The following is a 25,703-nucleotide window of genomic DNA, read 5'->3' as shown; positions in this document are numbered from 1 at the left end:
ATTGCCTGTCCGAGGTCCTCGTCTGTTGTTAGGGGTCAGCGAGCTGCGGAGGCCACGAGGGCGCCGAAGGCCTGCATGCCGCGGGCGCTGGGGTGGAGTGGCGCGGCGGCCGAGGTGGGGACCAGACCTTCCAGCCAGCGTTGGCTGATCGGGGCGCAGGCGTCATGGCCGACGCTCGGGGAGCGAAGGTCGACGTACTGCGCACCGTGTGCGGCCGCCTGGGTGGCGAGCATGGTGTTGAGGCGGTCGATGGTGGACTGCAGGTAGTTGGCGTCGACCGGCCAGACGGGGATCTGCGGGTAGCAGCCGTTCGGGCGGATGTAGGTGCCGTAGCCGGTCACCAGGACGCGCGCATGCGGCGCCAGTTCGCGGATCCGGTCCAGCGCCTGACCGAACGTCGCGGCGGTCGCGTCGATGCGAGCAGCCAACTGGTCCTGCCCGCCGGCCGTGAACCGTGCCTTGCAGGACGTGCCGGCCGGTGGCGGGAGCAGGTTGAGACAACTCAGCGCCGCGGACACCAGCCCGGTGTCGTTCCCGCCGATGGCGACCGTCACCAGGTCGGTCGTCGGCTTCAGAGCGTCGTACTGCGGTGGCTCGAACCCGAACTGCTTCCCGGTGAAGTCCGGGATGACCGCACCGGAGCAGGTCACGTCCGAGAGCCGGGCACCGAGCTGCGCGGCCGCGATGTGTGGATAGTTCACGCCGGAACGCAGGCACGGTACGTCGACCTGCGGCGGGATCAGTGGCCCGGCCGCGGACGAGTCGCCGAGTGCGACGTACTCCAACGGCCCGTCTGCCTGCGCCGTGGCCGGGCCGCTCACCAACCCTGTCAAGAGCACCCCTAGTGCCAGCAGGACACCTCGTCTCATCCGTCATTACCCTTCGCTGCCGATCGGTCACTACCTTTGAGTAGTAATGTTCGGCCCCAAAGCACCTGCCGGTCGCTAGGGCGAGGCCCAGACTTCGAGGGGTGATCGTTGTGACGGATCACAAGGAGCTGCGATCCGGCGGTGTTCCGGTGCACCAGATCCTGCGCGCCGACCTCGGTCCGCTGGTCGACGCCGTACTGCGCCGGCTGGTCGCGGACATCCCGCTCTACGCGCAATTGCCCGACGAAGAGCTGCAGGGCGACATCCGGCGGATCACCGAGCGGACGCTGCGCGCGTTCGGAGAGACCTTCCGGACCGGTGTGGTTCCGACCGGAGACGCGCTTGATCCGTTGCGGGAGTCGGCGACGCGGCGGGCCGAGGAAGGCGTTCCGCTGGAGGCGTTGCTCGCGGCGTACCACCTGGGCGGGCGGGTCTGCGCGGATCACGTGGCGACGACGTTCCGGCCGGACGAACTGGCGGACGCGATCGCACTCAACCGGCTGATCCTGGACTTCCTGCAGCGCGTCACCGCCGTGGTGTCGGCCAGCTATTTCGAGGAACGCCAGTCGATCGCGGGCGAGGACCAGGCCACCCGCCAGTCAGTCCTCGCGGCGTTGCTAGACGGTCGCCCGATCGACGAGTCCGCCGGGCTCGCGGGCGTGCGACTACCACCGGAGTACGTCGTCCTCGGTCTCGCGATCGGGCCGCATCCCGATGAGAGCCGCCCCGGCGTCGACCCTCAGATCGTTGCCCGCCGCAAGCTCCGGCGGATCCGGATGGAAACTGGACCGCCTCGCCGGCGCCCTGTCGACGCTGTCTCCCGACGGCGGTGTGGCGCTGCTACCGACAACCTCTGCAAACCTGGACGATCTGCGTGGGCGGTTGAGTCGGGTGGCCGGTGTCGACATCACGGTCGCCGCGACGAACGTCGTACCTCGCGAGGTGCCTGCAGGCGTCGGGCTGGTGCGTGAACTGCTGGACGTCGTACGGACGCATCGACGCCCGCCTGGGGTGTACGAGCTGGACGATCTCTTGCTGGAGTACCAACTGAGCCGCCCCGGCCCGGCGCGCGACCGGTTGGCGACCATGCTCGCGCCGCTCGCGGATCGCCAGGACCTGATGGCCACGCTGCGGTGCTACCTCGGGAACGCACGCAACCGCCGGCAGACTGCCGCCGACCTGCACGTCCACACCAACACCGTCGACTACCGGCTCCGTCAGGTCGGCCGGCTGACCGGGCTCGATCCGGTGCGCGATGACCAGCTGCCGCGGATCGTCGCGGCCCTTGTCGCGTTCGATGCCCGGTGTTCACCCGGCTGACGTAGCGTGCGGACATGGCTCCGACACCTTTGCTCGGTTCCCGGACGCTGGACCGGCAGACGGCGCGCACGCTGCCGCCCGGGCCGAAGCTCCCGACGCTCGCCCAGACGGTGCTGTTCGCGAGTCACCGCCGGACGTTCTTCCCCCGGATGCGGGAGAAGTACGGCGACGTGTTCACGATCCGTCTGGTGCCGTCGAGTCGCGTGTGCGTCGTGCTGAGCCGGCCGGACCACATCCGCGAGGTGTTCGGCAGCCCGCCGGCGGTGATGCACGCCGGTGAGGGCAACACGGTGCTGGAGCCGATCATGGGCTCGCACTCGTTGCTGCTGCTCGACGACGAGGACCACGTCCGGATGCGCAAGCAGCTGATGCCGGCGTTCTCCGGCGCGGCCCTGCGTGGGTACGCCGGGATGGTGCACGAACTCGCCCGCGCCGAGGTGGCGAAGTGGCCGGTCAACGAACCGTTCAAGGTGCACGAGCGGATGCGGAACCTGACGCTGGAGATCATCCTGCAGGTGATCTTCGGCGTCACCGACGCCGACCGGCTGAACACCCTGCGCCCGCTGCTGGACAAGATCGTCTCGGTGTCACCGGTGATCATGCTCGGCGGCTTCTACCCGGCGCTGCTCCGGGTCCGGCCGTGGAAGACGTACCTGGACACCCAGCGCAAGGTCGACGAGATCCTGTACGACGAGATCGCGCAACGCCGCGAGACGTTTGCCGGACGCAACGACGTACTGTCGCGACTGCTTGCTGCTGGCAACTGGTCGGACGTGGAGCTACGGGACCAGCTGGTCACGTTGCTGCTGGCGGGCCACGAGACGACGGCGACGGGGCTGGCGTGGGCGTTCCACGAGCTGGCGCGACGGCCGGCGGACCTGGAGTTCGGGCAGCGTGCGGCGGACGCCGGGGCGGACGAGGAGCTTGAGGCGATCGTCAAGGAGGCGCTGCGCCTGCACCCGGTCGTGTACCAGGTCGGTCGTCGGCTGACCGAGACGGCCGACGTCGCCGGGTATCGCCTGCCGCGCGGTACGACGATCATGGCGGCGATCGGACTCGTCCATCGCGACGGTGAGCACTTCCCGCTGCCGACGGAGTTCCGCCCGCAGCGGTTCCTGTCCGACGATCCGCCGGCCCCCGGCACGTGGATGCCGTTCGGCGGTGGCGCCCGGCGGTGCATCGGCGCGGGCTTCTCGCTGATGGAGGGCACCGAGATCCTTCGGGCCGCGCTGGCCGAGTACGACGTCCAGGCGCCGCACCCGAAGCCGGAGCCTCCGCAGGCCAAGAACGTCACGCTGGTCCCACGGCACGGCGCGGAAATCACCGTCACCAAACGGTAGGGGACACGGCCGGTATAGACCGCAGGGGTGAGCGTGGCTCACCCCTGCCGAAAAGCTCAGTCCTCCGCGTCGCCGACGTCGCCCAGGTCGACGTTCTCGTAGCTCTCGAGGTTCTCCTCGTCGTCGTCCTCGAGCTCGAAGTTCTCGTCGTCGTCGACGACGTGCACCGCCGCCTCCTCCGCGCCCGCGGCGGCACCGTCGATGCCGACGTCCTCCGCGTACAGCTCACTGTCGTCGTCACTGTGCGCACCCTCGTCGGAGGCGACCAGGCGGCCGGAGCGTTCGGCGCCGACCTGCGGCCCGCCGACGTCCTCCCCCTGCTCCGCGTAGGGGTCGACGTCCGGGACCTCCTGGGAGACCCGCTGGTCCAGCGACTCCCCCTGCAGGGCCTCGTCGGCGGTCGTCCCGAATCCTTCGCCCGCGGACCACTTCTCCGGCGGCGAGTACCCCTCGTCGAGCAGATCCTCGACACCCCGGTCGTTCAGGGTGTCCTCCGCCTGCAGCTGGTCCTCGTCGTCGACGCTGTAGCTGCCGTAGTCCTCGCGGTTGTTGTCGGTCATGAGCCAACCTTGGCGCGTCGCGAGCGGTGGAATCAAGCTCGACGGAGAATGGGGCCCGTGGATCCGGTCAGGCTGACGTTGGACCAACTGCGGGAGCTGCGCGACGACATCGCGCCGCGGGCCGCGCGGCGGTCACGCGCCTCGTTCCGCCGCCGGACCGAGCGCTGGCGCAGCCGGGCCTTCTTCATCGCCCAGTGCGCGCTCGCGGCCGGCGTCGCCTGGGCGATCGGCCGGTACGTCGTCGGTCACAAGCAGCCGTTCTTCGCGCCGGTCGCGGCGATGGTCTGTCTCGGGTTCAGCTTCGGGCAGCGGCTGCGCCGGGTCGCCGAGGTGATGGTCGGCGTGGCGGTCGGGGTCGGCGTCGGTGACCTGTTCGTGCGCGTCTTCGGCACCGGTATCCCGCAGATCATCTTCGTGATCGCGCTCGCGATGAGTGTCGCCGTACTGCTCGGGGCCGGCACGTTGATGACCACACAGGCTGGTGTCCAGGCCGCGATCGTCACCACCCTGCTGCCGGACCCGGGCGCCGGTTTCAGCCGCTGGCTGGACGCGGTGCTCGGTGGGGTGGTTGCGCTGGCCGCTGCCACGATCGCCCCGGCCGCCGCGATCCGACGGCCGCGGCAACAAGCGTCCGGCGTACTGAACGAGCTGGCCGAGATCCTGATCGAGACCGCCGACGGGCTGCGTTCCCGCGACGAGGACGCAGTCACCGACGCGCTCCGCCGCGCCCGGGCCAGCGAGTCCCAGCTCGACGACCTGCGCAGCGCGGCCGACGAGGGCGTCGCGGTCGTCCGGCTGTCCCCGTTCCGCCGGCGGCACCGGGGGCGAGTCCAGGAGATCGCCGATCTCGTCGTACCGCTGGACCGCGCGATCCGGAACATCCGGGTCCTGGTACGCCGCTGCGCGGTGTCGGTCTGGCGGGACGAGAAGATGCCGTCGGAGTACCCGATGCTTCTCGACCGGCTCGCCGACGGCACCCGGCTGATCGGCGAGTCCCTGTTCGAGCCGGCCGCGGACGTCGCCGCGCACCGCGTACTCGGCGAGCTCGGCCGCCGGACCGCGGAGATGCCGCTACCGGTCGGACTGTCCGCGGTCGTCGTCCTCGGGCAGCTCCGCTCCACGATCGTCGACCTCCTCGAACTCACCGGCACGTCGTACGACGACGCCCGCAAACTGGTCCCGCTCCGTCTGGACGGACTCGACGAGAAGTAGTGACTCAGGTCACATCGCGGATCTCCGTCATACCTGGGGACCGGCGCCGTCTCACTGGCATGACGATCCACCGACTGATGAGCACGATGGCCACCGAGCAGGTTCGCCAGCTCGAGGACCTGCTGGCCGTCGACCTCCCCCAGACCACTGACGACCGGAGCGACGCCGCCGCCGAGCAGTAAAGGCGCCACCGGACGAACGGATCCAGGCGGCGCACCGGACGGTCTTGCCCACCGAGCTAGACCGCACGGACGTCGCACACCAAACGCAGAGGCGCCCTAGTGCGCGGCGCCGCCGGATCCGTTACCCAGGTGCACGGCCACAGACGTGCACCGAGAACCACCCGCCGGTCTGTCCTGACGCCGCTTGCGCGAGGCTCAGGCCAGACCGGCGGGTGGTTTCTTTACTTGCTGGAAGCAACCGTGATCTCGGTGGTCACCGAGTTCGCGATGAAGCACTCCTGGTGGGCACGGTGGTGGATCCGCTCGATCGTCGCGGCGTCCGGCTCCTCGCCGGCCCAGACGATCGTCGGGTGCAGCGTCACCTCGGTGATCGCCACCCGGCCGGCCGCGTTCTTCGCCATCACGCCGACCGCGTGGTCGTCGTACGACTCCACGACCAGGCGCTTGCGGGCCGCGATCGCCAGGAAGGTGAGCATGTGGCAGGACGACAGCGACGCCACGAACGCCTCCTCCGGATCGACCGGCCCCGGATTCCCCAGGTACTTCGGGTTCGCCGAGCCGGGCACCGTGATGCCGCCGTCGAAGTGCCACTGGTGGTCGCGGTTGTAGGTGTCGTAGGTGAACTCGTGCTCACCACGGCTCCAGCTCACATCGACCACGTGCTCCGACATGTCCTACCTCTCCGAAACGGCCGCCTTCGCGGGTGCGGTGACGGGATTGCATCGTACGGGAGTGTGCCCCGGCAGCTTGGCGACGTAGTCGCTGTCGTACCGGGCCGCCATCCCGGCGACCGGGAAGTCCGTCGTCACCCACTGTGCGCCACTGGCCAGAGCGATCCCGAGCCGGGTGTAGTCCTTGTCGCGGATCGTCGCCATCGGCTCGTCCGACCGGGTGCGAACCAGGTAGCCCTTCGTCACCAGTCGCTGGATCTCGGCCTGGTTCGCGCCGCGCGGGTCGTTCACCTCGGTGACCGCGGCGTCCGGCGCGCCCTCGGGACCGCGGGTGAAGACCGCCCGGCCCTCCAGGTTCGGCTTACCCGCCGTGTAGGTGTCGCGGATCTCGCCGGGTCCACCGTTGTCGAAGTAGAACATCACCTGGCCGCGAACGCTGTTCAGCCTCGGCCAGCCCTTGGTGAGCACGGACTGCTCGAGGGTCAGACCGGGCTTGCGGACGTCGTCCGGCGTGACGATCTCGTTCTCGGCGAACACCGACCGGATCTCGGTGTCGACGCTGTCCAGGTTGGCGGCGTCCCACGGCGGCGCCTTCACGCCTCCGGCGGCGACCACGTTCGGGTCGGACTGCTTGAGCTCGAGGTTGATCGCGATCGGCACGTGGTTCGGGTGCGTGTCGGACCAGGTCTTCACCTGCTGCAGGCACACCACGAACGTGGCGCAGTTCGTGTTGTAGTCGAAGTCCGGGACGTGCATGACCTTGATCCCGGGCTTGGCCATCGCCGGGTCGGTCAGCGGACCCTGCCCGGTCAGCTTCCGGATCAGCGGGTAGGTGTACAACCCGCCCTGCGGATCCGGGAACAGGTCCAGCTCGAGCGAGCGGACGTTCTGGTCCTCCAGCTGCTGCGTGATCGGGGCGTGCGAGTACCACAGGTCCACCGAGCCGGCGTTCTGCTGCTGCTGGACCTTCTGCTCGTTCGGGCTGAGCTCCCGGTGATAGGAGTTGTGCGAGCCGACGACCTGCATCTGGTTCAGCCGCAGGCCGTCACCGGCCGCGTGCGAGTCCTGCCGAGCGACCGCCGTACCGGCGACACCGGACGCCGCGAGCGCCACCGATGCGAGGCCTGCGACCGCTGATCTGCTGATGCGCATACGAAGTTCCCCTCCTCGTGATTGACGGCAATCTGTCACATACGGGTGGCAACGGTGTCCCCCCGATGCGTGGACAATGAGTGAATGGTGACTTCGGGGGCGTATCCGCTGCGCCGGACGCCGACCCAGGACCGGGCGAGCCGGCAGGTCGAGCGGATCCTGGACGCGGCCTGTGCCGAGGTGGTCGAGCGCGGGTACGACGCGGCGTCGACGAGCGGGATCGCGAAGCGGGCCGAGATCGCGGTCGGCAGCGTGTACCGCTACTTCCCCGACAAGCGCAGCCTGATCCAGGCGATCGAGCGCCGGAACCAGGCGCGCTACACCGACGCGGTCAGCGAACGGCTGGCCGGTGTCACCAGTTGGCGCGGGGCGGTCGATGTCACGCTGGACACCTTCCGGGACATGCACCGGACCGACCCGGGATTCAAAGCGGTCGTGCTGAGCGGTCTCGGGGACCCGGAGCTGGAAGCGAAGCCGGGCGAGTTCGACGACCAGCACGCCGGCGAGTTCGCGGAATTGCTGGTGGCGCGGTTCGGCGCGCGCGAATCACAGGACTTCCGGTTGGCGGTGACGCTGAGCATCACGATGGGCGAGGCGCTGGCGCACCTGGCGGACCGGTTGGCCGCGGACGAAGCGAAGTACGTCCTGGATCAGGGCCGGCCGGTGCTGTACAACCTGCTCGCCCCACATCTGCCTGCTTGAGCCGAGGAGCGGCTCAAGCAGGTGAACCGTCAGGCTGCTGGGGCCGCGGAGTACGGGCCCAGCGTCGGCCAGTGGCTGACCCGGCCGGCCAGGCGAGCCCGGCGCGGCGAGCGGACGTCGTACGCGACGATCACCCGATCACCCTTGGCGTAGGTCAGCCGGCTCCCGACCGGGAACTTGCGAGCGACCTCGTACGGTCCCTCACCCCGGCGGGTGTAGTACTCGACGATGACCTCGGTGTACACCGCCGGGGCACCGCTCTCCAGTTGGCCGCGGACCGGGCCTCGCACCCGGATCACTCGTCCCGCGGTCTTCTCTTCCGTGCCGGTGGGGAGCCGGTCCCGCCGGATTCCGGCCAGGACGTCGGTCACGATGAAAGCCGCAACCACCAGCACCAGGCCGAAACCTAGAACAACGATCGTCAACATGGCACTCACCCCCGACGCGCCACCCGCGAGTGACGCGGTCGTTGTCGAAACTGCCTTGCGCGGCCCTTGCCGCACACCGGTGAGACGCCACCGGATTTCACTTGGTTCCAGGTAAGTACAAAATCTTTTCTACATGAACATAGTAGAACCCGGTGGAGCGGTGTTGCTAGGGGTGTAGTTGACCTGAAGTTGTCAGTTTCCGCCCATCCCGAACTGGTACTGCGGTGGAACTGGCCGGTGGGTGCCAAGCGCCTCCTCGGCCGCCAGCCAGTACTCGGTGAGCGGATTCGCGCCTTCCCGGACTGTCGCGAGCTGGATTCCGGCCGCCAGCAGTTCGTGGGCCGCTGCCGGGTTTCCGGTCTCCAATGCGTGCCTGACCTGCAGCAATTGGATCCGGGGATCGTCCGGAGCGTGCTCCAGCATCCGCTCCGCACGGGTCACGTCGGTGTCGAGCGCGGCGGCCACCGCCTCCACCACCAACGGCACCAGATCGGGCCGGAGTTCGACCGCGCGCTCGTAGTACACCGATTCTCCCGTGACTACACCGAGGTTGCGTAGAGCCCAGGCGTTGTCGCCGGACTGCCGCCACGCGGCGATCGCGCCGTCGACATCACCGTCGTAGTGCCGCGCGACGCCCCGGTGGTACCAGACCAGCCAGTTGTCCTCGGCGGCCTCCAGCAACTCCCGCCACGCCACCAACGTCCCATCCGGTACGTCGTCCTCCGCCGGCAACTGTCCGTCGAGCAACGGGAGCCACGCCCGCTCGCGCGACGTCATCGTGTCCGGAGCGAACGGCGTACCGTCCGACACTGTCCAACTGGTGCGGGCCAGCTCCAGCGCGCCCCATCCGGAGCCGACCGCGAGGCTCTCCGCCGGTACTGCGTCGACGATGCCGAGCCACGCCTCTTCGCGGGCGGGCAGTGCCTCGAGCAGCGGACTCAACGCGGCGGCGCCGGCGCGACGAGCCGTGCGCCAGTCGTCGGAGTGCGCGGCGCTCGGGTCCACGGACATCCGGCCGTACGCCTCCAGCCAGTGCCAGTTCGTTCCGGCCGGCAGCTTCAGGTGCTCCATCTGGGTCCGGGCGAGACCCGCCTGAATCTCGGCGTACCCGTCGCCTTCGAGTCCTGGTGACAGCCACTCCTGCCAGCGGTGGCCGCCGTCGCCCTGGCCCCAGACGAACAGCTTCCGGCCCTGCAGCCGCTCGGTCGACGCCTGCACCAGACCGGCACCGGCGCCGTCGACGGAGGCGATCCACGAGTCCTCGTCCGCCAGTGGCTCGAAGAAGAAGTCGACCGCCCGCGGGTGCCGCGTCGGGTAGGTCAGATCGGCGCCTTCATAGAGAGGTACGTCGACCAGGTCGAGGCGACTGCCGTACCCGAACCGCCAGGCCTGGTCAGCCGGGACGAGCACCCGCCGGTCCGCCGACTCCGGGACCGCGATGTTCGACCACCAGTACGCCGGGACGTCGGTGTCGGACGGGTTCTGCAGGCGCACACCGACGTACAGGAACTCGGAGTCGTCGGGGAGCCAGAAGTCGAGTTGGGTGACGAGGTTCCGGGTGCGTTCGAGCTCCCACAGCCGGAGCACCGGAGTACCGTCCGGGCCTTCGACGCGGGCGGCGTGCATCGGCGCGCAGGTGCCGGTCCAGTGGCCGGTGCTGCCGACGTTCCACTCGACGCCGCCGGCGAACCAGGCATTGCGGAGCGCGAGGTTCGCGGGCTGGAAGACTGGGTTGCGGTAGAGCAGCTCCTCGCCGGTCGCCTTGTGGACGAGTGAGTAGAGCCGGCCGCCGAGGCTCGGCAGGACGGTCGCCCGGACGTGGTCGTTCTCCAGCACCAGCGCGGGGAGCGGCGCCTCCACCAGCCTGCGGTCGTAGCCGTCCTGGTTGAGGCACGGCAGGGGGCTGTGCAGGCGCCCGTACTCGATGTTCTCCCGGAGGTCCGCGGGCAGCTCAGCGATGTTCTCGACGTGGTGCGGCTCGCGCTGCGTGCGCAGCGGGGCGAGCGGGTTCTCCGAACCGAGCGAAGCTGCGGGAAGTACGACGTTTTGCGCAGAAAGAATCGTCACGCACTCATCTTCGCAAGTGCGCTATACATGGTCGACATGGACGCTGATGTGATCGTCGTCGGGGCGGGACTGGCCGGGCTGGCCGCGACCGCCGAACTGGCCGACGCCGGCCGGAAGGTGCTGCTGCTCGACCAGGAACCCGAGGCCTCGCTCGGCGGCCAGGCGTTCTGGTCGTTCGGCGGCCTGCTGTTCGTCGACTCCCCCGAGCAGCGCCGGATGGGGATCAAGGACTCCCGCGACCTCGCGCTGCAGGACTGGCTCGGCTCGGCCGGTTTCGACCGGCTCAACGACGAGGACAAATGGGCGCGCCAATGGGCCGAGGCGTACGTCGACTGGGCGGCCGGCGAGAAGCGTCCGTGGCTGCACGCCCAGGGCGTCCGGTTCTTCCCGGTGGTCGGCTGGGCCGAGCGCGGCGGGTACAACGCGGACGGCCACGGGAACTCGGTGCCGCGCTTCCACATCACGTGGGGCACCGGCCCGGGTCTGGTCGCGCCGTTCGAGCGGCGCGTGCGCGAGGCGGTCGCGAAAGGACTGGTCGAGTTCCGGTTCCGGCACCGCGTCGACGAGTTGACCGTGACGGGTGGAGTGGTCGACGGTGTCGCGGGCAAGGTACTCGAGCCCAGCGACGTACGGCGTGGTGAATCGAGCTCACGCGTCGAGGTCGGTGACTTCGCACTGACAGCGCAGGCCGTGATCGTCACGTCGGGTGGGATCGGCGGAAACCACGACCTGGTGCGCGCGCAGTGGCCGGAGCGGATGGGGACACCGCCGAAGCGGATGATCAGCGGAGTGCCGGCGCACGTCGACGGCCGGATGCTCGCGATCACCGAGCAGGCCGGCGGCCGGTACGTGAACCGGGACCGGATGTGGCACTACACCGAAGGCATCCAGAACTGGGACCCGATCTGGCCACTGCACGGGATCCGGATCCTGCCCGGACCGTCGTCGCTCTGGTTCGATGCCACCGGCAAGCGACTGCCGGTGCCGCTGTTCCCCGGGTTCGACACGCTCGGCACCCTCGAGCACATCATGCGGACCGGACACGACTACACGTGGTTCGTGCTCACCCAGAAGATCATCGAGAAGGAGTTCGCGCTCTCCGGTCAGGAGCAGAACCCGGACCTGACGAACAAGGACGTCAAGGGCGTCCTCGGCCGGGCCCGCGGCGGCGCGACCGCACCGGTCCGGGCGTTCATGGACAAGGGTGCCGACTTCGTTGTGCGCGGCAACCTTCCGGACCTGGTCCGCGGTATGAACGACCTCACCGGCGAGAACCTGATCGACCTCGACGACCTGGAGCGCCAGATCGTGGCGCGGGACCGCGAGCTGACCAACACCTTCACCAAGGATCTGCAGGTGACCGCGCTCCGCGGCGCCCGGAACTATCGCGGCGACAAGCTGATCCGGGTCGCGTCCCCGCACCGCATCCTCGACCCGAAGGCCGGCCCGCTGATCGCCGTCCGGCTGAACATCCTGACCCGCAAGTCGCTCGGCGGCCTGCAGACCGATCTGGACTCCCGCGTCCTGCGCACCGATGGCACTCCGCTCCCCGGCGTCTACGCGGCCGGCGAGGTCGCGGGCTTCGGTGGCGGCGGCGTCCACGGTTACCGCTCGCTGGAAGGCACCTTCGTCGGCGGCTGTCTCTTCACCGGCCGTACGGCGGGACGCGCGGCCGCGAAGGCGGTGTCCTGAGGGACCACCGCGGGGCCCGTGGTTATGTGCTGCGATCCGATGTCCGAGCAGAAAGGCGACTCCTAGCGTGACGCCATGCGCCGTCTCCTCGCCCTCGTCACCTCAACCGTCACTTCAACCGTCCTGCTCGCCGGAGTGACCGTGCCGGCTGATGCCCATCGTTCGGTCCGCGTCCCCGACGCGGAGCACCAGGAGGTCGCCCGGCTCGACGACCTGACCACAGCGGGCACCGTGAAGTCCGGGCACACCAACCCGGCCGACTACGCGGGTCTGACCCATGCGGGGCTGCCCGCGCATTCCGGCGTACCCGGGGTGCAGATCGACGGGTATTTCCGGGACAACTCGCACACCAACACGAACCATGGGTGGAACCACGACTCGCAGTTCGTGATCCGGCTACCCGAGCACTGGAACGGCGGTCTGGTGGTGTCGGGGTCGCCCGGCGTACGGGCGCAGTACGCGAACGATGTCGCGATCTCGGACTATGTGCTCTCGCTGGGGTACGCGTACGCCGCGACCGACAAGGGCAACACCGGCGCGGAGTTCTACAAGGACGGCGTGCGCCCCGGGGACGCGATCGTCGAATGGAACGTGCGGATGACGCAGCTCGCGCGAGCAGCCCGCGCCACGGTCGCGCAGTACTACGATCAGCGGCCGCGCGAGGTGGTCGCGGCCGGGATCTCGAACGGCGGTTACCTGGTCCGCTGGCAGCTCGAGAACCATCCCGAGCTGTACACCCGCGGCGTCGACCTCGAAGGCACGCTCTGGACCGTCGACGGGCCGAACCTGTTCACGTACTTGCCGCAGGCAATCAAAGGCTACGAGCTGAAGAACCCGGCGCTGATCACCGCCGCCGGCTTCGACCCGAAGTCCGACTTCCTGTGGGATTACCACTACACCGTGTACTGGAAGCTGACCCAGCGCATCTACGCCGCCGAGCTGGACCCGACATACACGGGCAGTGAGTCCGACTACGACTACGCACTCAGGCCTGAAGCACACAAGGCGATCAAGCGGATCGCGCTGACCGGGAAGATCCGGAAGCCGCTGGTCACCATCCACGGCACCTACGACAGCCTGCTCCCGATCACCCAGGACTCCGACGTGTACGCCGAGATGGCGCGGCACACCGGCCTGCACAGGTACCAGCGGGTCGAGGCAGGCAATCACGTCGACGGTCTCGTCGACACCTACCCCGACCGGCTGGTCCCGCTCGTCCCCCGGTTCCAGGAAGCGATCAGAACACCATGGTGAGCAGGTCGGCGAACATTTCCTGTTCGTCGATCTCCAGCCCGCGGTTGGTGAACCAGGTCGCCATGTTGTGGCAGTCGCGCATCAGGAAGTCCATACCCTTCGGGTTGCCGACGATGTCGACCACCTGCGGGAGGTCGATCATCACGATCCGCTCCCCCTGGGCGAGGACGTTGTACGGCGAGAGGTCCCCGTGCGCGAGTCCGGCGCGGGCCAGCTCACGCATCCCGCCGCGGAGCTGCTCGAAGTACTGACCGAGCAGTTCCTTCGACGGCCGGACCTGGGCGAGCCGGGGCGCGGCGCCGCCCTCTCCGTCGTCGATGAACTCCATCAAGAGCTCGGTGCCGTCCACCTGGACGGGGTACGGCACCGGGACGCCGGCCGTCCACAGCCGGTTGAGGGCATCCCATTCGGCGTAGGCCCACTGCCCGGCCGCGACGCTCCGGCCGTGCGAGGACTTCTTCGCCATCGCCCGGCTGTCCCGGCTGTTGCGGGTACGGCGCCCCTCGACGTACGCCGTACTGCGGTGGAAGGACCGGTGTTCCTCGGTGCGGTACCGCTTCGCGGCGAGCAGCGAGGACTTCGCCGGGTTGTCGCCGATCGCGACGACGGCCCGTTCGAGCAGGAAGACGTCGGCTTCCTTACCGGTTTTGAGGACGCCGAGCTCGGTGTCGATCGCAGCCTGTTCCGTCACAACCCAGTCGGGTCGTGGTTCCGGGCCGCGAGAGCCGCGCTCGACGTCCAGCCAGGTGGACCACCGCTGATCCGGGCCCAGTTGCTCGTCGACCGAATGGAACTGGAAGACGTAGGCGTCGGCCGGATCGGGTTGGGACTCATCATTGGTGAATTCGGCCCAGCGGGAGTCGAGATCTGCGTAAGAGGTATCAGAGATGCGGTATTTCGAAGACAACTGGTGTGCTCCTGAACGAAGAAGAGAATCTGACGCGGACATGCCGCAGCACAGCGATGGCCATCCGTCAGCCCTCCTTAGGTCCAGGCAGCGTCTACCGCCGCTCGGTGAGATCAGGATGCCTGCCCGCCAGGCACCCCGCAACGTATTTATCGGAACTGCGATCGCGCGGTCGGCCGGAGCCGCAGTTCCTGCGCTGGCTTCGCCGACCGGCAGACCAGTTCGGGCAGCACCCGCTGCTGCCACACCCTCGACGCCGCGAGCAGCCGGCGATGCTCGTCGTACGCCGTGTCGTCGGTGAACCGCGCGAACCAGGCGAGCACCACCTCGTCCCGCAACGGCAACTGTGGAAAGTTGTTCTCGGCAACCAGACTCTCGAACACCGCGACCGGCTCGGCGCCGGTCCCGGCCAGCACCGGAGCGACCTGATCGGTGAAGAACTCGACAAACCCGTCGTCCTCCGCGCCCCGGTGATAGACAGCACCCGCGACCACCGAGTCCGCCGGCTCGTCCTTCCGCACCACGTCGAGCGCCGGGTACGCCGTACCGAGCCGGACCGGCCTGAGCAACAGTGCATTGTCCGAGTCGATCATCGTCGCGTTCGCGGCCGCGGAGTGCGCGTGCCAGATCGGGCCGTAGTAGAAGGCGTTCAGTGCGTCCGCCCGCGCGGGCAGATCACGGAAGCCGCGCAGCCAGACGAACCGGTCCGGGTGATCGAGGTCACGGAACTGACCGGCGATGTGCATCCCGGTCTGTTCCTGTCCCTCGACGAAGTACGTGTCGAAGAGGTCGATCAGGGTGTCCCGTCGCCCGGGGTGCAGCGTGTACTGGCGCAAATCGACGGCGGCGCAGCATTCGTTCATACGCGTCAGCGAACCATCGAAACCTGACAGTTACTGTCAGGCGACAGTCGTTTCAAACACTCGTAACAGCCCGGTACTTGAAAGCTCTGGCCGAGTTTGGTCTGGTGGAACCAGTGGTTGAGCCCCCTGCCACCAGACTTGCACGACGACACGACGAGGTATCTCCCGTGACGATCGCAGCTGCCGAAGAGAAGCAAACCATTGCCGATGCCACCCACGACCTGCTGCTGGAGGCGGACAGCGTCCCGGATCCCCGCCACCAGGCGTGCCTCGACGAGGTCGTGCTGCTGAACGCTCCGGTGGCGAGGTCGATCGCCTCCCGCTACCGCAGCAAGGGAGTGGACGCCGACGACCTCGAGCAGGTCGCGTACCTGGGTCTGGTGAAGGCGGCCAACGGCTACCGCCTGGACGCCTCGACCGCTTTCCTGTCGTACGCCGTACCGACGATCCGCGGTGAGCTGAAGCGGTACTTCCGCGACTGCGCCTGGACGATCCGGCCGCCGCGCCGGGTCCAGGAGATGCAGGGCAACATCGCCGCGGCCGAGCCGGAGCTGATCCAGCGGCTCGGGCACGTGCCGACCGACGCGGAGACCGCCGCGGCGCTCGGCACCGACCCGTCCGAGGTGGCCGAGGCCACCTCGGTGCGCGGCTGTTTCAGCACGCTGTCACTGGACGCCCCGGGCGCGACGGAAGCCGGCACCAGCCTGCTCGACACGGTCGCGGACGCCGAGAACGGCTACGACCTGGTCGAGGACGTGCACACCCTCACCCCGGCGGTCGCGAACCTCGGCGACCGGGACAAGCGGATCCTCCAGCTGCGGTTCTGCAGCGGCTTCACCCAGGAGGAGATCGGCAACGAGCTCGGGGTCAGCCAGATGCAGGTGTCCCGGCTGCTCCGCGGGATCCTGGAGAAGCTGCGCTCCGAACTGGCCAGTCAGGTACCGAAGAACGGGTAGTGGTGGTCCGCACGGGACCGAGATGAGCCGGCGGGCGCCGCGCAAGCCGACCTTTACCCGCTGGTCGGTACGGTAGCGTCGCTTGCGTGGACTTCGACGAGGCGGCGGACACGCTCTACGCGGCGCCGGCCGCCGAGTTCATTGCCACCCGCAATGAGCTGGCCAAGCAGCTGAAGGCCGACGGCGACCCGCTCGGGTCGACCCGGCTGAAGGCGCTGCGCAAGCCGACGGTCGCTGCCTGGGTCACCAACCTGGTGTCCCGCAAGCTCCCGGACGAGCTCGACGACCTGCTCGCGCTCGGTGACGAGTTCCGCGAGGCGACCGCCGACCTCGACGGCGACCGGCTGCGCGACCTGACGCCCAAGCGCCACAAACTCCTGGACACGTTGGCCAAGCAGGCGGCCAAGTTGGCCGGGGACGAGGGCCAGAAGATCAGCCCGGACGTCGGCCAGAAGCTCCGCGAGACCCTCGACGCCGCGCTGGTGGATCCGGCCGCCGGCGACGCGGTGCGGGAAGGCCGGTTGAGCAGTGCGCTGCGGCACGTCGGCTTCGGCGTCATCGACGAGAACGGCGAACCGTCCAATGTCACGCCGCTCACCGACGAACGCCGCCAGGCAGCGCGCGATCGCCGCAAGGCGCAGCAGCAGACCGAGACGGACACCGCCAAGGAGAAGCACGACGCGGCCGCCCGTGAGCAGGAGGAACGCGAGGCCGCCGAGCGCGCCAAGGCCAAGCAGGCCCTCGAGGACGCGGTCGCCGCGGCCCAGGAGGCCGAGGCCACGGTCGAAGATCTCGACACCCAACTCGACAACGCCCGCGAAGCGCTCTCCGAGGCCCAGGCCCTGGTCCACCGCCTCGGTTCCGAACTCGACGAAGCCCGCCGCACCGCCCGCGACGCCCAGAAGGAGAGCCGCGAGGCGCGCAAGCGGTACAACCGCCTCTGACCTGACCGATTAGGGTCTATCGCCGTGGGTGGACTTCTGCTGGGCGGCGTCGTGGTGTTGGGGGCTTCGGTCCAGTGGATGACCGGGATGGGTTTCGCCCTGGTGGCGGTGCCGGCATTGGTGCTGGTGCTCGGGGCGCAGGACGGTGTCGCGCTGGCCAACTGTGCGGCCGGAGTGATCTCGCTGGCCGGTCTGTCGGAGGGCTGGCGGCGGGTTCGGCTGCGCTCGATGGTGCCGTTGATCGTCGCCGCGGCGTGCACGGTGCCGGTCGGCGGCTGGTTCGCGCGGCGGCTGCCCGAGCCCGTTCTCCTGGTCACGATGGGTGCCTTGGTGACGGTGGCCGTACTGCTCCTGCTTCGCGGGCTGCGGCTCCGCGCGCTGAGTGGTGTCGGCGGAGCCGTGGGCGCCGGCGCGGTCGGCGGTTTCATGAACGCGGCAGCGGGCCTCGGCGGACCGCCGGTCTCGCTGTACGCCGTGAACGCGGGCTGGACAATGCGCGAGTTCGTCCCGAACGCACTGTTCTACGGCACCATCGTCAACGTCTTCTCGGTGGCCGCGGGCGGACTGCCTGACCTCAGCTCGGTCCAGTGGGTCGTCGCAGCGACCGGACTGGCGATCGGGGCGGTGGCCGGGCGCACGCTGGCCGGGCGGGTGTCCGAGCCGCGGGCGCGGTTGCTCGTGCTGATGCTGGCATTGGTCGGCGGGGCGACCACGGTGCTCAAAGGCGTGTGGGGCCTTCTCCCGGCGTAGGCAGCAGGTACCGGCTGGGATTCGCCGGGGCGCCGGCGTCGAGCCAGCGGTGGAAGCCATCCGGGTTGCGTCGTTCGAACTCGTCGAGGCAGATCCGCCGTACCTCGGCAACTGCCTGGCGGTCTCGGAGCCCGGCGTCGTGGGCGAGCTGCGTCACCGTCTCCGACCAGACGCCGCAGAGTTCCTCGATGCTGAGCGGGCACTGCAGCGATGCGATCAGCTGCTCGTCCTCAACCAGCTGAGTCTCGGACCACCGGCTCAGCCTGCGTTCCTTGCGGACCGCCCGCCGCGACGGCCGATCGGGTACGGCGAGGTCGATCAGCACGAACAACGCGGCCAGGACCAGCGCCGCAGTCACACCGAGTCCACCCCAGGCGAGCAGTCGAACCAGCCCGGGCAGGGCCAGCACCCCGGCCGCTGCCGTCGCCGCGACCAGCACCGCCGAGCCGTACGGCGCGTCGTCCGTCACGTGCCGGACCACCGCCGCCAGCGGCCAGACCAGCGCGAACACCACGGCAAGCAGGATCGCAGCGGCCACCGGACCGAGCAGCAGAACACCGGCGAGCGCCCCGGCGGTCCCGACCCCGAGACCGGCCGCGAGCCCCATCCGCCGTAGCACCCCGGACTGCCGCATCACTCACTCACCGTCACCCAGCACACCCCACAGAGTCCCTCCCCCGAAGAACGAACAACACCTGAGCACGGTTCCCCAGCCGGCTCCCGCGCAATCCACCGCGTCATCCGCTGGCGTGTTCACGGTGTGGTCGGCGCTGTGGTCCGGACCGTCTTCGCGGATGATGTATCAGATGAGGACCTTCGCCGAACGCGTCCGCGGCCTCGCCCCGGCCCCGTGGGAGCACGACGCAGAGCTGCTCCGCGGCCTGTTCGACGCTCAGCTCGGCAGCCGGCACGCGGACCTCGCCGCCCGCTGGATGCAGTCCCAGGGCACCGGCTTCTACACGATCGGCTCGGCCGGTCACGAGGGCAACGCGGCCGTCGCCGCCGCTCTGGAGCCGACCGACCCGGCGCTGCTGCACTACCGCTCCGGCGCCTTCTACCTGACCCGGGCCGCCCAGTGCGGCTCCAAGGACGGCCTGCGGGACATCCTGCTCGGCGTCGCGGCAGCGACCAGCGAGCCGATCGCGGGCGGCCGGCACAAGGTGTTCGGCCGCGCCGAGCTGGCGGTCATCCCGCAGACGTCGACGATCGCGTCGCACCTGCCGCGGGCGATGGGGGTCGCGTTCTCACTCGCCCGGGCGGCGAAGCTCGGCGTACCGTCGCCGTGGCCGGACGACGCGATCGTCGTGACCAGCTTCGGGGACGCGTCCGCGAACCACTCGACCGCGACCGGCGCGATCAACGCCGCGCTGCACGCGTCGTACCAGGGGCTGCCGATGCCGTTGCTGCTGGTCTGCGAGGACAACGGGATCGGGATCAGCGTGCGCACCCCGGACGGCTGGATCCGGCAGGCCTACGGATCGCGCCCCGGCCTGCGGTACTTCGACGCGGACGGCACCGACCTGGACGCGGCCCTGTCGATGGCGACCGAGGCGGCGACGTTCGTCCGGCGGAACCGGCGGCCGGCGTTCCTGCGGCTGCGGACCGTACGGCTGCTCGGCCACGCGGGTTCGGACGTCGAGACGGCGTACCGATCGCCCGCCGAGCTGGCCGCGGACGAGGAGCGCGACCCGCTGATCGGGACGGCGCGGTACCTGCTCGGCGCCGGCTACACCGCCGACGAGATCATCGAGCTCTACGAGGACAAGCACGCCGACGCGCTCCGGATCGCGGCCGAGGTCGCCGGCCTCCCCCAGCTCACCTCGGCCGAGGCCGTCGCCGCGCCTTTGCGCTTCCCGGCACCGGAGGCGGTCGCCGACGCGTTGCCGCAGCGCACCGCGTCCACGGAGCTCCTGACGCTCAGCCAATCCATCAACCGCGCCCTGAGTGACGTACTGGCGTCCTACCCGGAGGCGATGGTCTTCGGCGAGGACGTCGGCCGCAAGGGCGGTGTGTACGGCGTGACGCGCGGACTGCAGAAGGCGTTCGGACCGGCGCGGGTGTTCGACACCCTGCTGGACGAGCAGTCGATCCTCGGACTCGGGCTCGGCGCGGGAGTCTCCGGGCTGCTGCCGATCCCGGAGATCCAGTACCTCGCCTACCTGCACAACGCCGAGGACCAGCTCCGCGGCGAGGCGGCGTCGCTGAAGTTCTTCTCGCAGGAGCAGTACGCGAACCCGATGGTCCTGCGGATCGCCGGGTACGGGTACCAGAAGGGCTTCGGCGGCCACTTCCACAACGACGACGCGATTGGCGTACTGCGGGACATCCCGGGCGTCGTCATCGCATCTCCGTCCCGACCGGACGACGCGGCCGCGATGCTGCATGCGTGCACGGCCGCAGCGCGCTCGTCCGGGACGGTCAGCGTGTTCCTCGAGCCGATCGCGCTCTACCACCGGCGTGACCTGTACGAAGACGGTGACGAGCAGTGGCTGGCGCCGTACCCCTCCGAGGCGGTGCCCATCGGGCGGGGCCGGACGTACGGCGACGGCGATGCGCTGACGATCGTCACGTTCGGGAACGGCGTACCGATGAGTCTTCGGGTGGCGGCGCGCGTCCCCGGGGTGCGGGTGCTCGACCTGCGCTGGCTGGCGCCGCTGCCGGTCGAGGATCTGTTGCGCGAGGCAACCGCTACCGGTCGGGTGCTGGTCGCCGACGAGACCCGGAAGTCCGGTGGGGTGTCCGAGGGCATCCTCGCCACGCTGATCGACCACGGGTACGCCGGGCGGCTGGCGCGGGTGACGAGCTACGACTCGTACGTCCCGCTCGGCGCGGCCGCGCACGAGGTCCTGCTCGACGAGCAGACCATCGAGCGCGCGGCCCGCGAACTGCTCAGCTGAACAGCCGCTGCCAGATCGGCTTCTTCCGGGCCGGCCGGTGCTGCTCGGACTGCTGCGCACGGGGCTCGCGCGCGGGGCGGTCCATCCGCCACTGGGCGATGACCACTTCCTCGTTCACCGGGCCGGTCGGCACGACGGGGCCAGTGGTGTCGCGGATGCTGACCCGGATCCGCTTGTTCAGATCCGACAGGTACTCGCGGACCTCGGACTCGCGCCGCATGCCACGGACCTTCTCGTGGACGTGCTCCTTCTCCTTGCGGAGCTGGACCGCCGGCGGCAGCAACGCCTCGGTCTCGACGTCCTCGCGGCGGATGAAGTCCTTGACCCACCAGTCGGGGTCGTGCTGGTCGGCGAGCTTCAGTGGTTTGCCGGCGCCGGGCAGGTTCTCGAATTCGCCCTGGTTCTGGGCCAGCTTGATCTGCGACTCGACCCATTCCTGGTTGCTCATACCCGGCGGTCTGCGCTTGGTCATGGCCACACCTCGTCTGTCGTCGTCGACAGTAGCTTCGGAGGAACATCCTACTAGCTTGTGAATGCAATCACAAGGCATACTCGAAGACGTGCGACTGACCGACGAAGAGATCGCGGCGATGACGCCGGCCGAGCGGCGGGAGCTGATCCTGCGGCTTGCCCCGCGGCCGGGCGGCTTGCCGTCCCGGCAGACGATCGAGCGGATCCGCAAGTGGCGGACCGTGCTGATCCTGGTGTGTGTGGCGGTCCTGGTCCCGTGGACGGTGTACCTGGCGATCACCCTGCCCAACCACTACGTCGCCCGGAACTGGGTCGCGACCTGGGTCGGGTTCGACATCCTGCTGCTCACGATGCTGGTGCTGACCGCGATCGGCGGCTGGAAACGCAAGCAGTTCGTGTTCCCGACCGCGTTCGCGTCCGGCGTCCTGCTGCTCTGCGACGCCTGGGTCGACGTGATGACCAGCCAGCGCGGCGGCGACCTCACCCAGGCGCTGCTCAGCGCGCTCCTGGTCGAGCTCCCGCTGGCGTTCGTGCTGATCGCCGGCCCGCTGCGCCTGCTGCGGATCATCGCGATCCGGCACGGCATGGTGCACCCCGACTCGCACCTGTGGCGGATGCCGATCCCGATCCCGGACCTCTACTCCGACCACAAGGTGCCGCCCGCGATCTAAGGTGGCCATCCATGACCAACGGGGCTGTCAGGCTGACAAGGACTGAGGAGAGGATGCCGCATGGCCGGTGAGGTGCTGTCCGTTGTCGGTGGCGAGCGGGTCGCGGAGACGGTACGGCGTACCGCGTCGACCAATCCCGCGCGGCTGAGTGAGGTCGTCGGGACGATCGGGAGCGCCGGGCCGGAGGTGTTCGTCCGGGCGGCCGCGGCGGCGCACGCCGCGCAGCCGGCCTGGGCCGCGACGCCGGCGCCGCAGCGCGGTCAGGTGATCTCGAACGTCGGCCGGCTGATGACCGCCAACAAGGAACGGCTCGCCGCGCTGGTCACCCGGGAGATCGGGAAGCCGCTCGCCGAGGCGCTCGGCGAGGTGCAGGAGATCATCGACACCTGCGACTTCTTCCTCGGCGAGGGCCGCCGGCTGTACGGGCAGACGGTGCCGTCGGAAATGCCGGACAAGCAGTTGTTCACGTTCCGGCGCCCGGTCGGAACGGTTTCCGTGATCACCGCCGGAAACTTTCCGGTCGCCGTTCCGTCCTGGTACATCGTGCCGGCGCTGCTGTGCGGAAACACAGTGGTCTGGAAACCGGCGGAGTACTCCGCGGTCGTTTCCGACGCGTTCTACGAGATCTTCGCGCATTCCGGCGTACCGGCCGGGGTGTTCAACGTGGTGTACGCCGACGGGCCGGACACGTTCACGGGTCTCGAGCAGGCGTTGGAGGCGGGTCTGATCAACAAGGTCGGATTCACCGGGTCGAGTGCGGTCGGGACGCGGATCGGTGAGCTGTGCGGCCGGCACCTGCAGAACCCCTGCCTCGAGCTCGGCGGCAAGAACCCGATGGTGATCACCGAGGACGCGGACCTGGACCTGGCCGTCGAAGGCGCCCTGTTCTCCGGCTTCGGTACGGCGGGCCAGCGCTGCACGTCCCTCGGGACGGCGATCGTGCACCGGTCCGTGTACGACGAGTTCCTCGACCGTTTCGCCCGCGCCACCGCGGCGGCGGCGATGGGCGACCCGACCGAGGACGTGCTGCTCGGGCCGTTGCTGGACGAGAAGTTCGCGGCCGGCTTCGAGAAGACCCTGGGCTGGATCAGCGCGCACCACCGGGTGATCGGCGCGACCGGGCGGGTCACGGCGGACAACCCACGCGCCGGGTTCGTCGGTGATCCGGCCGCCGGGCTCTTCTACCACCCGATGATCGTGGCCGGGGTCCGGCCGGATGACGAGCTGTTCCTGAACGAGACCTTCGGTCCGATCGTCGGCGTCACGGCGTACTCCGAGCTGGACGAAGCGATTGCGCTGGGCAACAAGTCGGGGTACGGGCTGTCGAGTTCGATCTACACCACGGATCCGAACAAGGCGTTCCGGTTCGCGCAGGGGATCTCAGCGGGAATGGTCAGCGTCAACAACTCGACGTCCGGGGCGGAGGCGCATCTGCCGTTCGGCGGGAACGGGAAGTCCGGCAACGGCTCGCGGCAGAGCGGGATGTGGGTGCTGGACCAGTTCACCCGCTGGCAGTCGCTGAACTGGGACTACTCGGGCAAGCTCCAGAAGGCCCAGATGGACACCGAGACCGTGGAGGCCGACTTCTTGTTCCAGCTGCCCTGATGGCGACGCCGGTCCCGGAAACCGCCGATGTGGTGATCATCGGCGGCGGCGTGATGGGCACGAGCATCGCCTTCCACCTGGCCGAGGCCGGAGTGCGGGACGTCGTACTGCTGGAGATGAACGAACTCGGCTCGGGCTCGACCTGTAAGGCCGCCGGCGGCGTCCGCGCGGACTTCTCCGACGCGGTGAACGTCGCGCTGGGCGCGCGCAGTCTGGAGGCGTTCGCGCGGTTCGGCGAGCGGCCCGGGCAGGAGATCGATCTGCATCGGGTCGGGTATCTGTTTCTCCTGGAGACCGCCGAGCAGGTCGAGCATTTCCGCGAGAGCACCGAGCTGCAGAACCGGCTGCAAGAAACTGGCGGGCTACCTACGCGGATGATTTCCGTCGACGAGGCCGTCGCGCTCGCGCCGATCGTCGTACCGGACGGGCTGGTCGGTGCGTGCTTCTCGCCGACCGCGGGGCACTGCACGCCGGAGTCCGTCGTACTCGGGTATGCGTCGGCGGCGCGGCGGCTGGGCTCATCGCTGGTCACCGGCTGCGAGGTTCTCGGGATCGATGCTTCGGGCAACCAGGTGACCGGCGTACGGACGAGTCGTGGCGTGGTTCGGACCCGAACGGTGATCTGTGCGGCGGGGGCGTGGTCGGCGGAGCTTGCGGCGATGGTCGGGGTCAAGCTGCCGGTCGTCCCGCTGCGGCGGCAGATCGCCGTGACCGAGGCGATCGCGAGTCTGCCGGACATGCTGCCGATGACGATCGACTTCACGAGCACGTTCTACTTCCATCGCGAGGGGCCTGGGTTGCTCGTCGGGATGTCGGACCCGGATGAGGTGCCCGGGTTCCACCTGGGTCGGACCGATGCGTGGATCCCCCGGCTCACCGAGGCGATGGCACGGCGGGCGCCCGCGCTGCTCGATGTCGGGCTGACGGGTGGCTGGGCCGGGTTGTACGAGGTGACACCTGATCACAACGCATTGATCGGCGAGGCTGACGGAACCTCGCGATTCCTTTATGCGACAGGGTTTTCGGGACACGGTTTCCTGCAGGGGCCGGCGGTCGGTGAGGTGATCCGCGACCTGTACCTGGGCCGTACTCCGGTCGTCGACGTCAGCCCGCTCGACGCGCGCCGGTTCCAGTCGGGCAGCCGAGCTGAACGGAACATCGTCTGATGACAGCTCTGTTGACGCGCTCGGACATCCTGCGGTCCCTCCACGTGCCCGACGTACTGGACTCTCTGCGCAGCGGTTTCCTGCAGTCGGCGGAGGTCGAGCCGTTGCGCATCCGCACCGACCTTCCAGGACCCGGTACGGCGACTGCGCTGTTGCCCGGGTTGATTCCGGGCATTCCGGCGTACACGGTGAAGGTCAACGCGAAGTTCCCCGGTGCGACGCCGGCGCTGCGCGGTGTGGTCTGCCTTCACGACCTGACCGACGGCACGCTCCTCGCGCTCCTGGACAGCGCCACCATCACCGCCTGGCGCACCGGTCTGGCCGCGGCCTTGGCCACAGACGCCTTGGCCCGACCAACTAGCGCGACCTGGGGAGGATCCTGCGCCCAGATCGGGCACAAGATCCTCCCCAGCTCGGGTCAGGCAGTTGGAGTGGTGGGCGCTGGGGCGCAGGCCGCGATGACGTTGGCGGGCATTGCTGCGTTACGACCCATCGATCGTCTCGTCGTGCATGACCTGGATCCAGGGCGGGCCGCGGATTTCCTTGATAAGCAAGGGATTCCGGGAGAGGTGGTGAACACTCCGCGGGAGGTGGCTGCGGCGGCGGATGTCGTGGTGCTGGCGACGTGGTCCCGGGCACCGTTGCTCACTGCGGCTGATCTTCGGCCGGGGCTGCATCTCACGACGTTGGGCGCGGACGAGCCGGGGAAGGTGGAACTGTCGCGGGATCTGCTGGAGGCCTCGCGAGTCGTCGTGGACGATCGGGCGCTCGCCGTACAGATGGGTGCTCTGGGCAACGTTGGACTGACGGCGGACAGGCTTCACACGCTGACCGAGGTGCTGACCGGCGCTGCTGCAGGACGCCGGTCAGCGGAGGAGGTCACCGTCTACGCGCCCGTGGGACTCCCCTGGCAGGATCTCGCCATGGCCTGGCCCCTCCACCAGGCCACGCACGGGCGCACGATCGACTTCCTCAGCTAGATGACGACAGTCTCAGCTAGATGAACAGCCTCAGTTAGGTGACG

Annotated in this window: 26 protein-coding genes; 16 read left to right on the top strand and 10 right to left on the bottom strand. The window is 69.2% G+C overall.

Annotated elements, in window-relative coordinates; genetic code table 11:
- Positions 1–35 precede the first annotated feature (35 nt).
- Positions 36–839: an SGNH/GDSL hydrolase family protein gene (locus tag AC0662_RS12510; protein ID WP_478301913.1), complete on the bottom strand. Its 804-nt coding sequence runs from the start codon at positions 837–839 to the stop codon at positions 36–38.
- A 131-nt stretch (positions 840–970) separates the two neighbouring features.
- Here AC0662_RS12510 and AC0662_RS12505 point away from each other — a divergent pair, with 131 nt between their 5' ends.
- The 3 genes from AC0662_RS12505 to AC0662_RS12495 are packed head-to-tail and all read left to right on the top strand — an operon-like array spanning position 971 to position 3,529.
- Complete coding sequence (locus AC0662_RS12505; protein WP_478300412.1) at positions 971–1,840, top strand: RsbRD N-terminal domain-containing protein; 870 nt, start codon at positions 971–973, stop codon at positions 1,838–1,840.
- Complete coding sequence (locus AC0662_RS12500) at positions 1,833–2,189, top strand: PucR family transcriptional regulator (protein WP_478300410.1); 357 nt, start codon at positions 1,833–1,835, stop codon at positions 2,187–2,189. The genes AC0662_RS12505 and AC0662_RS12500 overlap by 8 nt, the downstream gene beginning before the upstream one ends.
- Before the next feature lie 14 nt (positions 2,190–2,203).
- The gene (locus AC0662_RS12495) at positions 2,204–3,529 is read left to right on the top strand and encodes a cytochrome P450 (protein WP_452204158.1); all 1,326 of its coding nucleotides are present in this window, start codon (positions 2,204–2,206) and stop codon (positions 3,527–3,529) included.
- A gap of 56 nt (positions 3,530–3,585) precedes the next feature.
- On the opposite strand, the gene AC0662_RS12490 is transcribed toward AC0662_RS12495, so the two are convergent.
- Positions 3,586–4,089 carry a DUF5709 domain-containing protein gene (locus AC0662_RS12490; protein ID WP_452204159.1) on the bottom strand — a complete coding sequence of 168 codons (504 nt, stop codon included), beginning with the start codon at positions 4,087–4,089 and terminating at the stop codon, positions 3,586–3,588.
- Positions 4,090–4,146: 57 nt separating this feature from the next.
- On the opposite strand from AC0662_RS12490, the gene AC0662_RS12485 reads away from it, so the two are divergent.
- Together AC0662_RS12485 and AC0662_RS12480 are read left to right on the top strand one after the other, a co-directional pair.
- On the top strand, positions 4,147–5,301 hold the full coding sequence (locus AC0662_RS12485) for an FUSC family protein (protein WP_478300408.1): 1,155 nt from the start codon (positions 4,147–4,149) through the stop codon (positions 5,299–5,301).
- A gap of 59 nt (positions 5,302–5,360) precedes the next feature.
- Entirely contained in the window at positions 5,361–5,483 is a 123-nt protein-coding gene (locus tag AC0662_RS12480) for a hypothetical protein (RefSeq protein WP_452204161.1), read from the top strand.
- 221 nt (positions 5,484–5,704) lie between these two features.
- Here the strand turns inward: AC0662_RS12480 and AC0662_RS12475 are convergent, their stop codons facing one another.
- Positions 5,705–6,154 carry an OsmC family protein gene (locus AC0662_RS12475; protein WP_452197362.1) on the bottom strand — a complete coding sequence of 150 codons (450 nt, stop codon included), beginning with the start codon at positions 6,152–6,154 and terminating at the stop codon, positions 5,705–5,707.
- Positions 6,155–6,157: 3 nt separating this feature from the next.
- On the bottom strand, positions 6,158–7,306 hold the full coding sequence (locus AC0662_RS12470; RefSeq protein ID WP_478300406.1) for a phosphatidylinositol-specific phospholipase C1-like protein: 1,149 nt from the start codon (positions 7,304–7,306) through the stop codon (positions 6,158–6,160).
- Positions 7,307–7,390: 84 nt separating this feature from the next.
- Here AC0662_RS12470 and AC0662_RS12465 point away from each other — a divergent pair, with 84 nt between their 5' ends.
- Positions 7,391–8,008 carry a TetR/AcrR family transcriptional regulator gene (locus AC0662_RS12465; RefSeq protein ID WP_452197360.1) on the top strand — a complete coding sequence of 206 codons (618 nt, stop codon included), beginning with the start codon at positions 7,391–7,393 and terminating at the stop codon, positions 8,006–8,008.
- 29 nt (positions 8,009–8,037) lie between these two features.
- On the opposite strand, the gene AC0662_RS12460 is transcribed toward AC0662_RS12465, so the two are convergent.
- Positions 8,038–8,436, bottom strand: a complete 399-nt coding sequence (locus AC0662_RS12460; RefSeq protein WP_452197359.1) for a hypothetical protein — start codon at positions 8,434–8,436, stop codon at positions 8,038–8,040.
- Positions 8,437–8,628: 192 nt separating this feature from the next.
- The gene (locus AC0662_RS12455; RefSeq protein ID WP_478300404.1) at positions 8,629–10,503 is read right to left on the bottom strand and encodes a DUF5107 domain-containing protein; all 1,875 of its coding nucleotides are present in this window, start codon (positions 10,501–10,503) and stop codon (positions 8,629–8,631) included.
- A gap of 36 nt (positions 10,504–10,539) precedes the next feature.
- Here AC0662_RS12455 and AC0662_RS12450 point away from each other — a divergent pair, with 36 nt between their 5' ends.
- Together AC0662_RS12450 and AC0662_RS12445 are read left to right on the top strand one after the other, a co-directional pair.
- Positions 10,540–12,195, top strand: a complete 1,656-nt coding sequence (locus tag AC0662_RS12450; RefSeq protein ID WP_478300401.1) for an FAD-binding dehydrogenase — start codon at positions 10,540–10,542, stop codon at positions 12,193–12,195.
- A 75-nt stretch (positions 12,196–12,270) separates the two neighbouring features.
- Entirely contained in the window at positions 12,271–13,449 is a 1,179-nt protein-coding gene (locus AC0662_RS12445) for an alpha/beta hydrolase family protein (RefSeq protein WP_478300399.1), read from the top strand.
- Here AC0662_RS12445 and AC0662_RS12440 read toward each other — a convergent pair.
- Positions 13,433–14,356 (bottom strand): serine protein kinase RIO, encoded by a 924-nt coding sequence (locus AC0662_RS12440; RefSeq protein WP_452197355.1) that lies wholly within the window; start codon positions 14,354–14,356, stop codon positions 13,433–13,435. The genes AC0662_RS12445 and AC0662_RS12440 overlap by 17 nt on opposite strands.
- A 149-nt stretch (positions 14,357–14,505) precedes the next feature.
- The gene (locus AC0662_RS12435) at positions 14,506–15,219 is read right to left on the bottom strand and encodes an NIPSNAP family protein (RefSeq protein ID WP_452197354.1); all 714 of its coding nucleotides are present in this window, start codon (positions 15,217–15,219) and stop codon (positions 14,506–14,508) included.
- Between the two features lie 167 nt (positions 15,220–15,386).
- On the opposite strand from AC0662_RS12435, the gene AC0662_RS12430 reads away from it, so the two are divergent.
- From AC0662_RS12430 to AC0662_RS12420, 3 genes are all read left to right on the top strand, one after another.
- Entirely contained in the window at positions 15,387–16,175 is a 789-nt protein-coding gene (locus AC0662_RS12430) for a sigma-70 family RNA polymerase sigma factor (RefSeq protein WP_478300397.1), read from the top strand.
- 86 nt (positions 16,176–16,261) lie between these two features.
- Positions 16,262–17,119, top strand: a complete 858-nt coding sequence (locus AC0662_RS12425; RefSeq protein WP_478300395.1) for a hypothetical protein — start codon at positions 16,262–16,264, stop codon at positions 17,117–17,119.
- A 24-nt stretch (positions 17,120–17,143) separates the two neighbouring features.
- Positions 17,144–17,869, top strand: coding sequence for a TSUP family transporter (locus AC0662_RS12420; protein ID WP_452197351.1), 726 nt, complete (start codon positions 17,144–17,146; stop codon positions 17,867–17,869).
- Here AC0662_RS12420 and AC0662_RS12415 read toward each other — a convergent pair.
- A complete protein-coding gene (locus AC0662_RS12415) occupies positions 17,838–18,503 on the bottom strand; it encodes a hypothetical protein (protein WP_478300393.1) in 666 nt (221 codons plus the stop codon). The genes AC0662_RS12420 and AC0662_RS12415 overlap by 32 nt on opposite strands.
- Positions 18,504–18,675: 172 nt before the next feature.
- Here AC0662_RS12415 and AC0662_RS12410 point away from each other — a divergent pair, with 172 nt between their 5' ends.
- Positions 18,676–20,766, top strand: coding sequence for a thiamine pyrophosphate-dependent enzyme (locus AC0662_RS12410; RefSeq protein ID WP_478300391.1), 2,091 nt, complete (start codon positions 18,676–18,678; stop codon positions 20,764–20,766).
- On the opposite strand, the gene AC0662_RS12405 is transcribed toward AC0662_RS12410, so the two are convergent.
- Positions 20,759–21,238, bottom strand: coding sequence for a DnaJ family domain-containing protein (locus tag AC0662_RS12405; protein ID WP_478300389.1), 480 nt, complete (start codon positions 21,236–21,238; stop codon positions 20,759–20,761). The genes AC0662_RS12410 and AC0662_RS12405 overlap by 8 nt on opposite strands.
- Before the next feature lie 88 nt (positions 21,239–21,326).
- On the opposite strand from AC0662_RS12405, the gene AC0662_RS12400 reads away from it, so the two are divergent.
- From AC0662_RS12400 to AC0662_RS12385, 4 genes are read left to right on the top strand one after another with little or no spacing between them, the layout of a single operon-like run.
- On the top strand, positions 21,327–21,908 hold the full coding sequence (locus AC0662_RS12400) for a hypothetical protein (RefSeq protein WP_452197347.1): 582 nt from the start codon (positions 21,327–21,329) through the stop codon (positions 21,906–21,908).
- Positions 21,909–21,968: 60 nt separating this feature from the next.
- The gene (locus AC0662_RS12395; RefSeq protein WP_478300387.1) at positions 21,969–23,513 is read left to right on the top strand and encodes an aldehyde dehydrogenase family protein; all 1,545 of its coding nucleotides are present in this window, start codon (positions 21,969–21,971) and stop codon (positions 23,511–23,513) included.
- Complete coding sequence (locus tag AC0662_RS12390; protein WP_478300385.1) at positions 23,513–24,679, top strand: NAD(P)/FAD-dependent oxidoreductase; 1,167 nt, start codon at positions 23,513–23,515, stop codon at positions 24,677–24,679. Before AC0662_RS12395 ends, AC0662_RS12390 begins: the two co-directional genes overlap by 1 nt.
- Positions 24,679–25,659 (top strand): ornithine cyclodeaminase family protein, encoded by a 981-nt coding sequence (locus AC0662_RS12385; protein WP_478300383.1) that lies wholly within the window; start codon positions 24,679–24,681, stop codon positions 25,657–25,659. Before AC0662_RS12390 ends, AC0662_RS12385 begins: the two co-directional genes overlap by 1 nt.
- Positions 25,660–25,703: the final 44 nt, after the last annotated feature.

This window comes from Kribbella sp. NPDC043289 (assembly GCF_056436705.1).
Note: the sequence above shows the minus strand (reverse complement) of the source record. Positions and strands in the feature narration are given on the sequence as shown.

What these genes read in the sequence shown, in the direction of transcription:
- AC0662_RS12495 (WP_452204158.1), top strand. Translation starts at nt 2,204, where the DNA reads ATGGCTCCGACACCTTTGCTCGGTTCCCGGACGCTGGACCGGCAGACG.
- AC0662_RS12490 (WP_452204159.1), bottom strand. Translation starts at nt 4,089, where the DNA reads ATGACCGACAACAACCGCGAGGACTACGGCAGCTACAGCGTCGACGAC.
- AC0662_RS12480 (WP_452204161.1), top strand. Translation starts at nt 5,361, where the DNA reads ATGACGATCCACCGACTGATGAGCACGATGGCCACCGAGCAGGTTCGC.
- AC0662_RS12475 (WP_452197362.1), bottom strand. Translation starts at nt 6,154, where the DNA reads ATGTCGGAGCACGTGGTCGATGTGAGCTGGAGCCGTGGTGAGCACGAG.
- AC0662_RS12470 (WP_478300406.1), bottom strand. Translation starts at nt 7,306, where the DNA reads ATGCGCATCAGCAGATCAGCGGTCGCAGGCCTCGCATCGGTGGCGCTC.
- AC0662_RS12465 (WP_452197360.1), top strand. Translation starts at nt 7,391, where the DNA reads ATGGTGACTTCGGGGGCGTATCCGCTGCGCCGGACGCCGACCCAGGAC.
- AC0662_RS12460 (WP_452197359.1), bottom strand. Translation starts at nt 8,436, where the DNA reads ATGTTGACGATCGTTGTTCTAGGTTTCGGCCTGGTGCTGGTGGTTGCG.
- AC0662_RS12450 (WP_478300401.1), top strand. Translation starts at nt 10,540, where the DNA reads ATGGACGCTGATGTGATCGTCGTCGGGGCGGGACTGGCCGGGCTGGCC.
- AC0662_RS12445 (WP_478300399.1), top strand. Translation starts at nt 12,271, where the DNA reads ATGCGCCGTCTCCTCGCCCTCGTCACCTCAACCGTCACTTCAACCGTC.
- AC0662_RS12435 (WP_452197354.1), bottom strand. Translation starts at nt 15,219, where the DNA reads ATGAACGAATGCTGCGCCGCCGTCGATTTGCGCCAGTACACGCTGCAC.
- AC0662_RS12415 (WP_478300393.1), bottom strand. Translation starts at nt 18,503, where the DNA reads ATGCGGCAGTCCGGGGTGCTACGGCGGATGGGGCTCGCGGCCGGTCTC.
- AC0662_RS12410 (WP_478300391.1), top strand. Translation starts at nt 18,676, where the DNA reads ATGAGGACCTTCGCCGAACGCGTCCGCGGCCTCGCCCCGGCCCCGTGG.
- AC0662_RS12405 (WP_478300389.1), bottom strand. Translation starts at nt 21,238, where the DNA reads ATGACCAAGCGCAGACCGCCGGGTATGAGCAACCAGGAATGGGTCGAG.
- AC0662_RS12395 (WP_478300387.1), top strand. Translation starts at nt 21,969, where the DNA reads ATGGCCGGTGAGGTGCTGTCCGTTGTCGGTGGCGAGCGGGTCGCGGAG.
- AC0662_RS12390 (WP_478300385.1), top strand. Translation starts at nt 23,513, where the DNA reads ATGGCGACGCCGGTCCCGGAAACCGCCGATGTGGTGATCATCGGCGGC.
- AC0662_RS12385 (WP_478300383.1), top strand. Translation starts at nt 24,679, where the DNA reads ATGACAGCTCTGTTGACGCGCTCGGACATCCTGCGGTCCCTCCACGTG.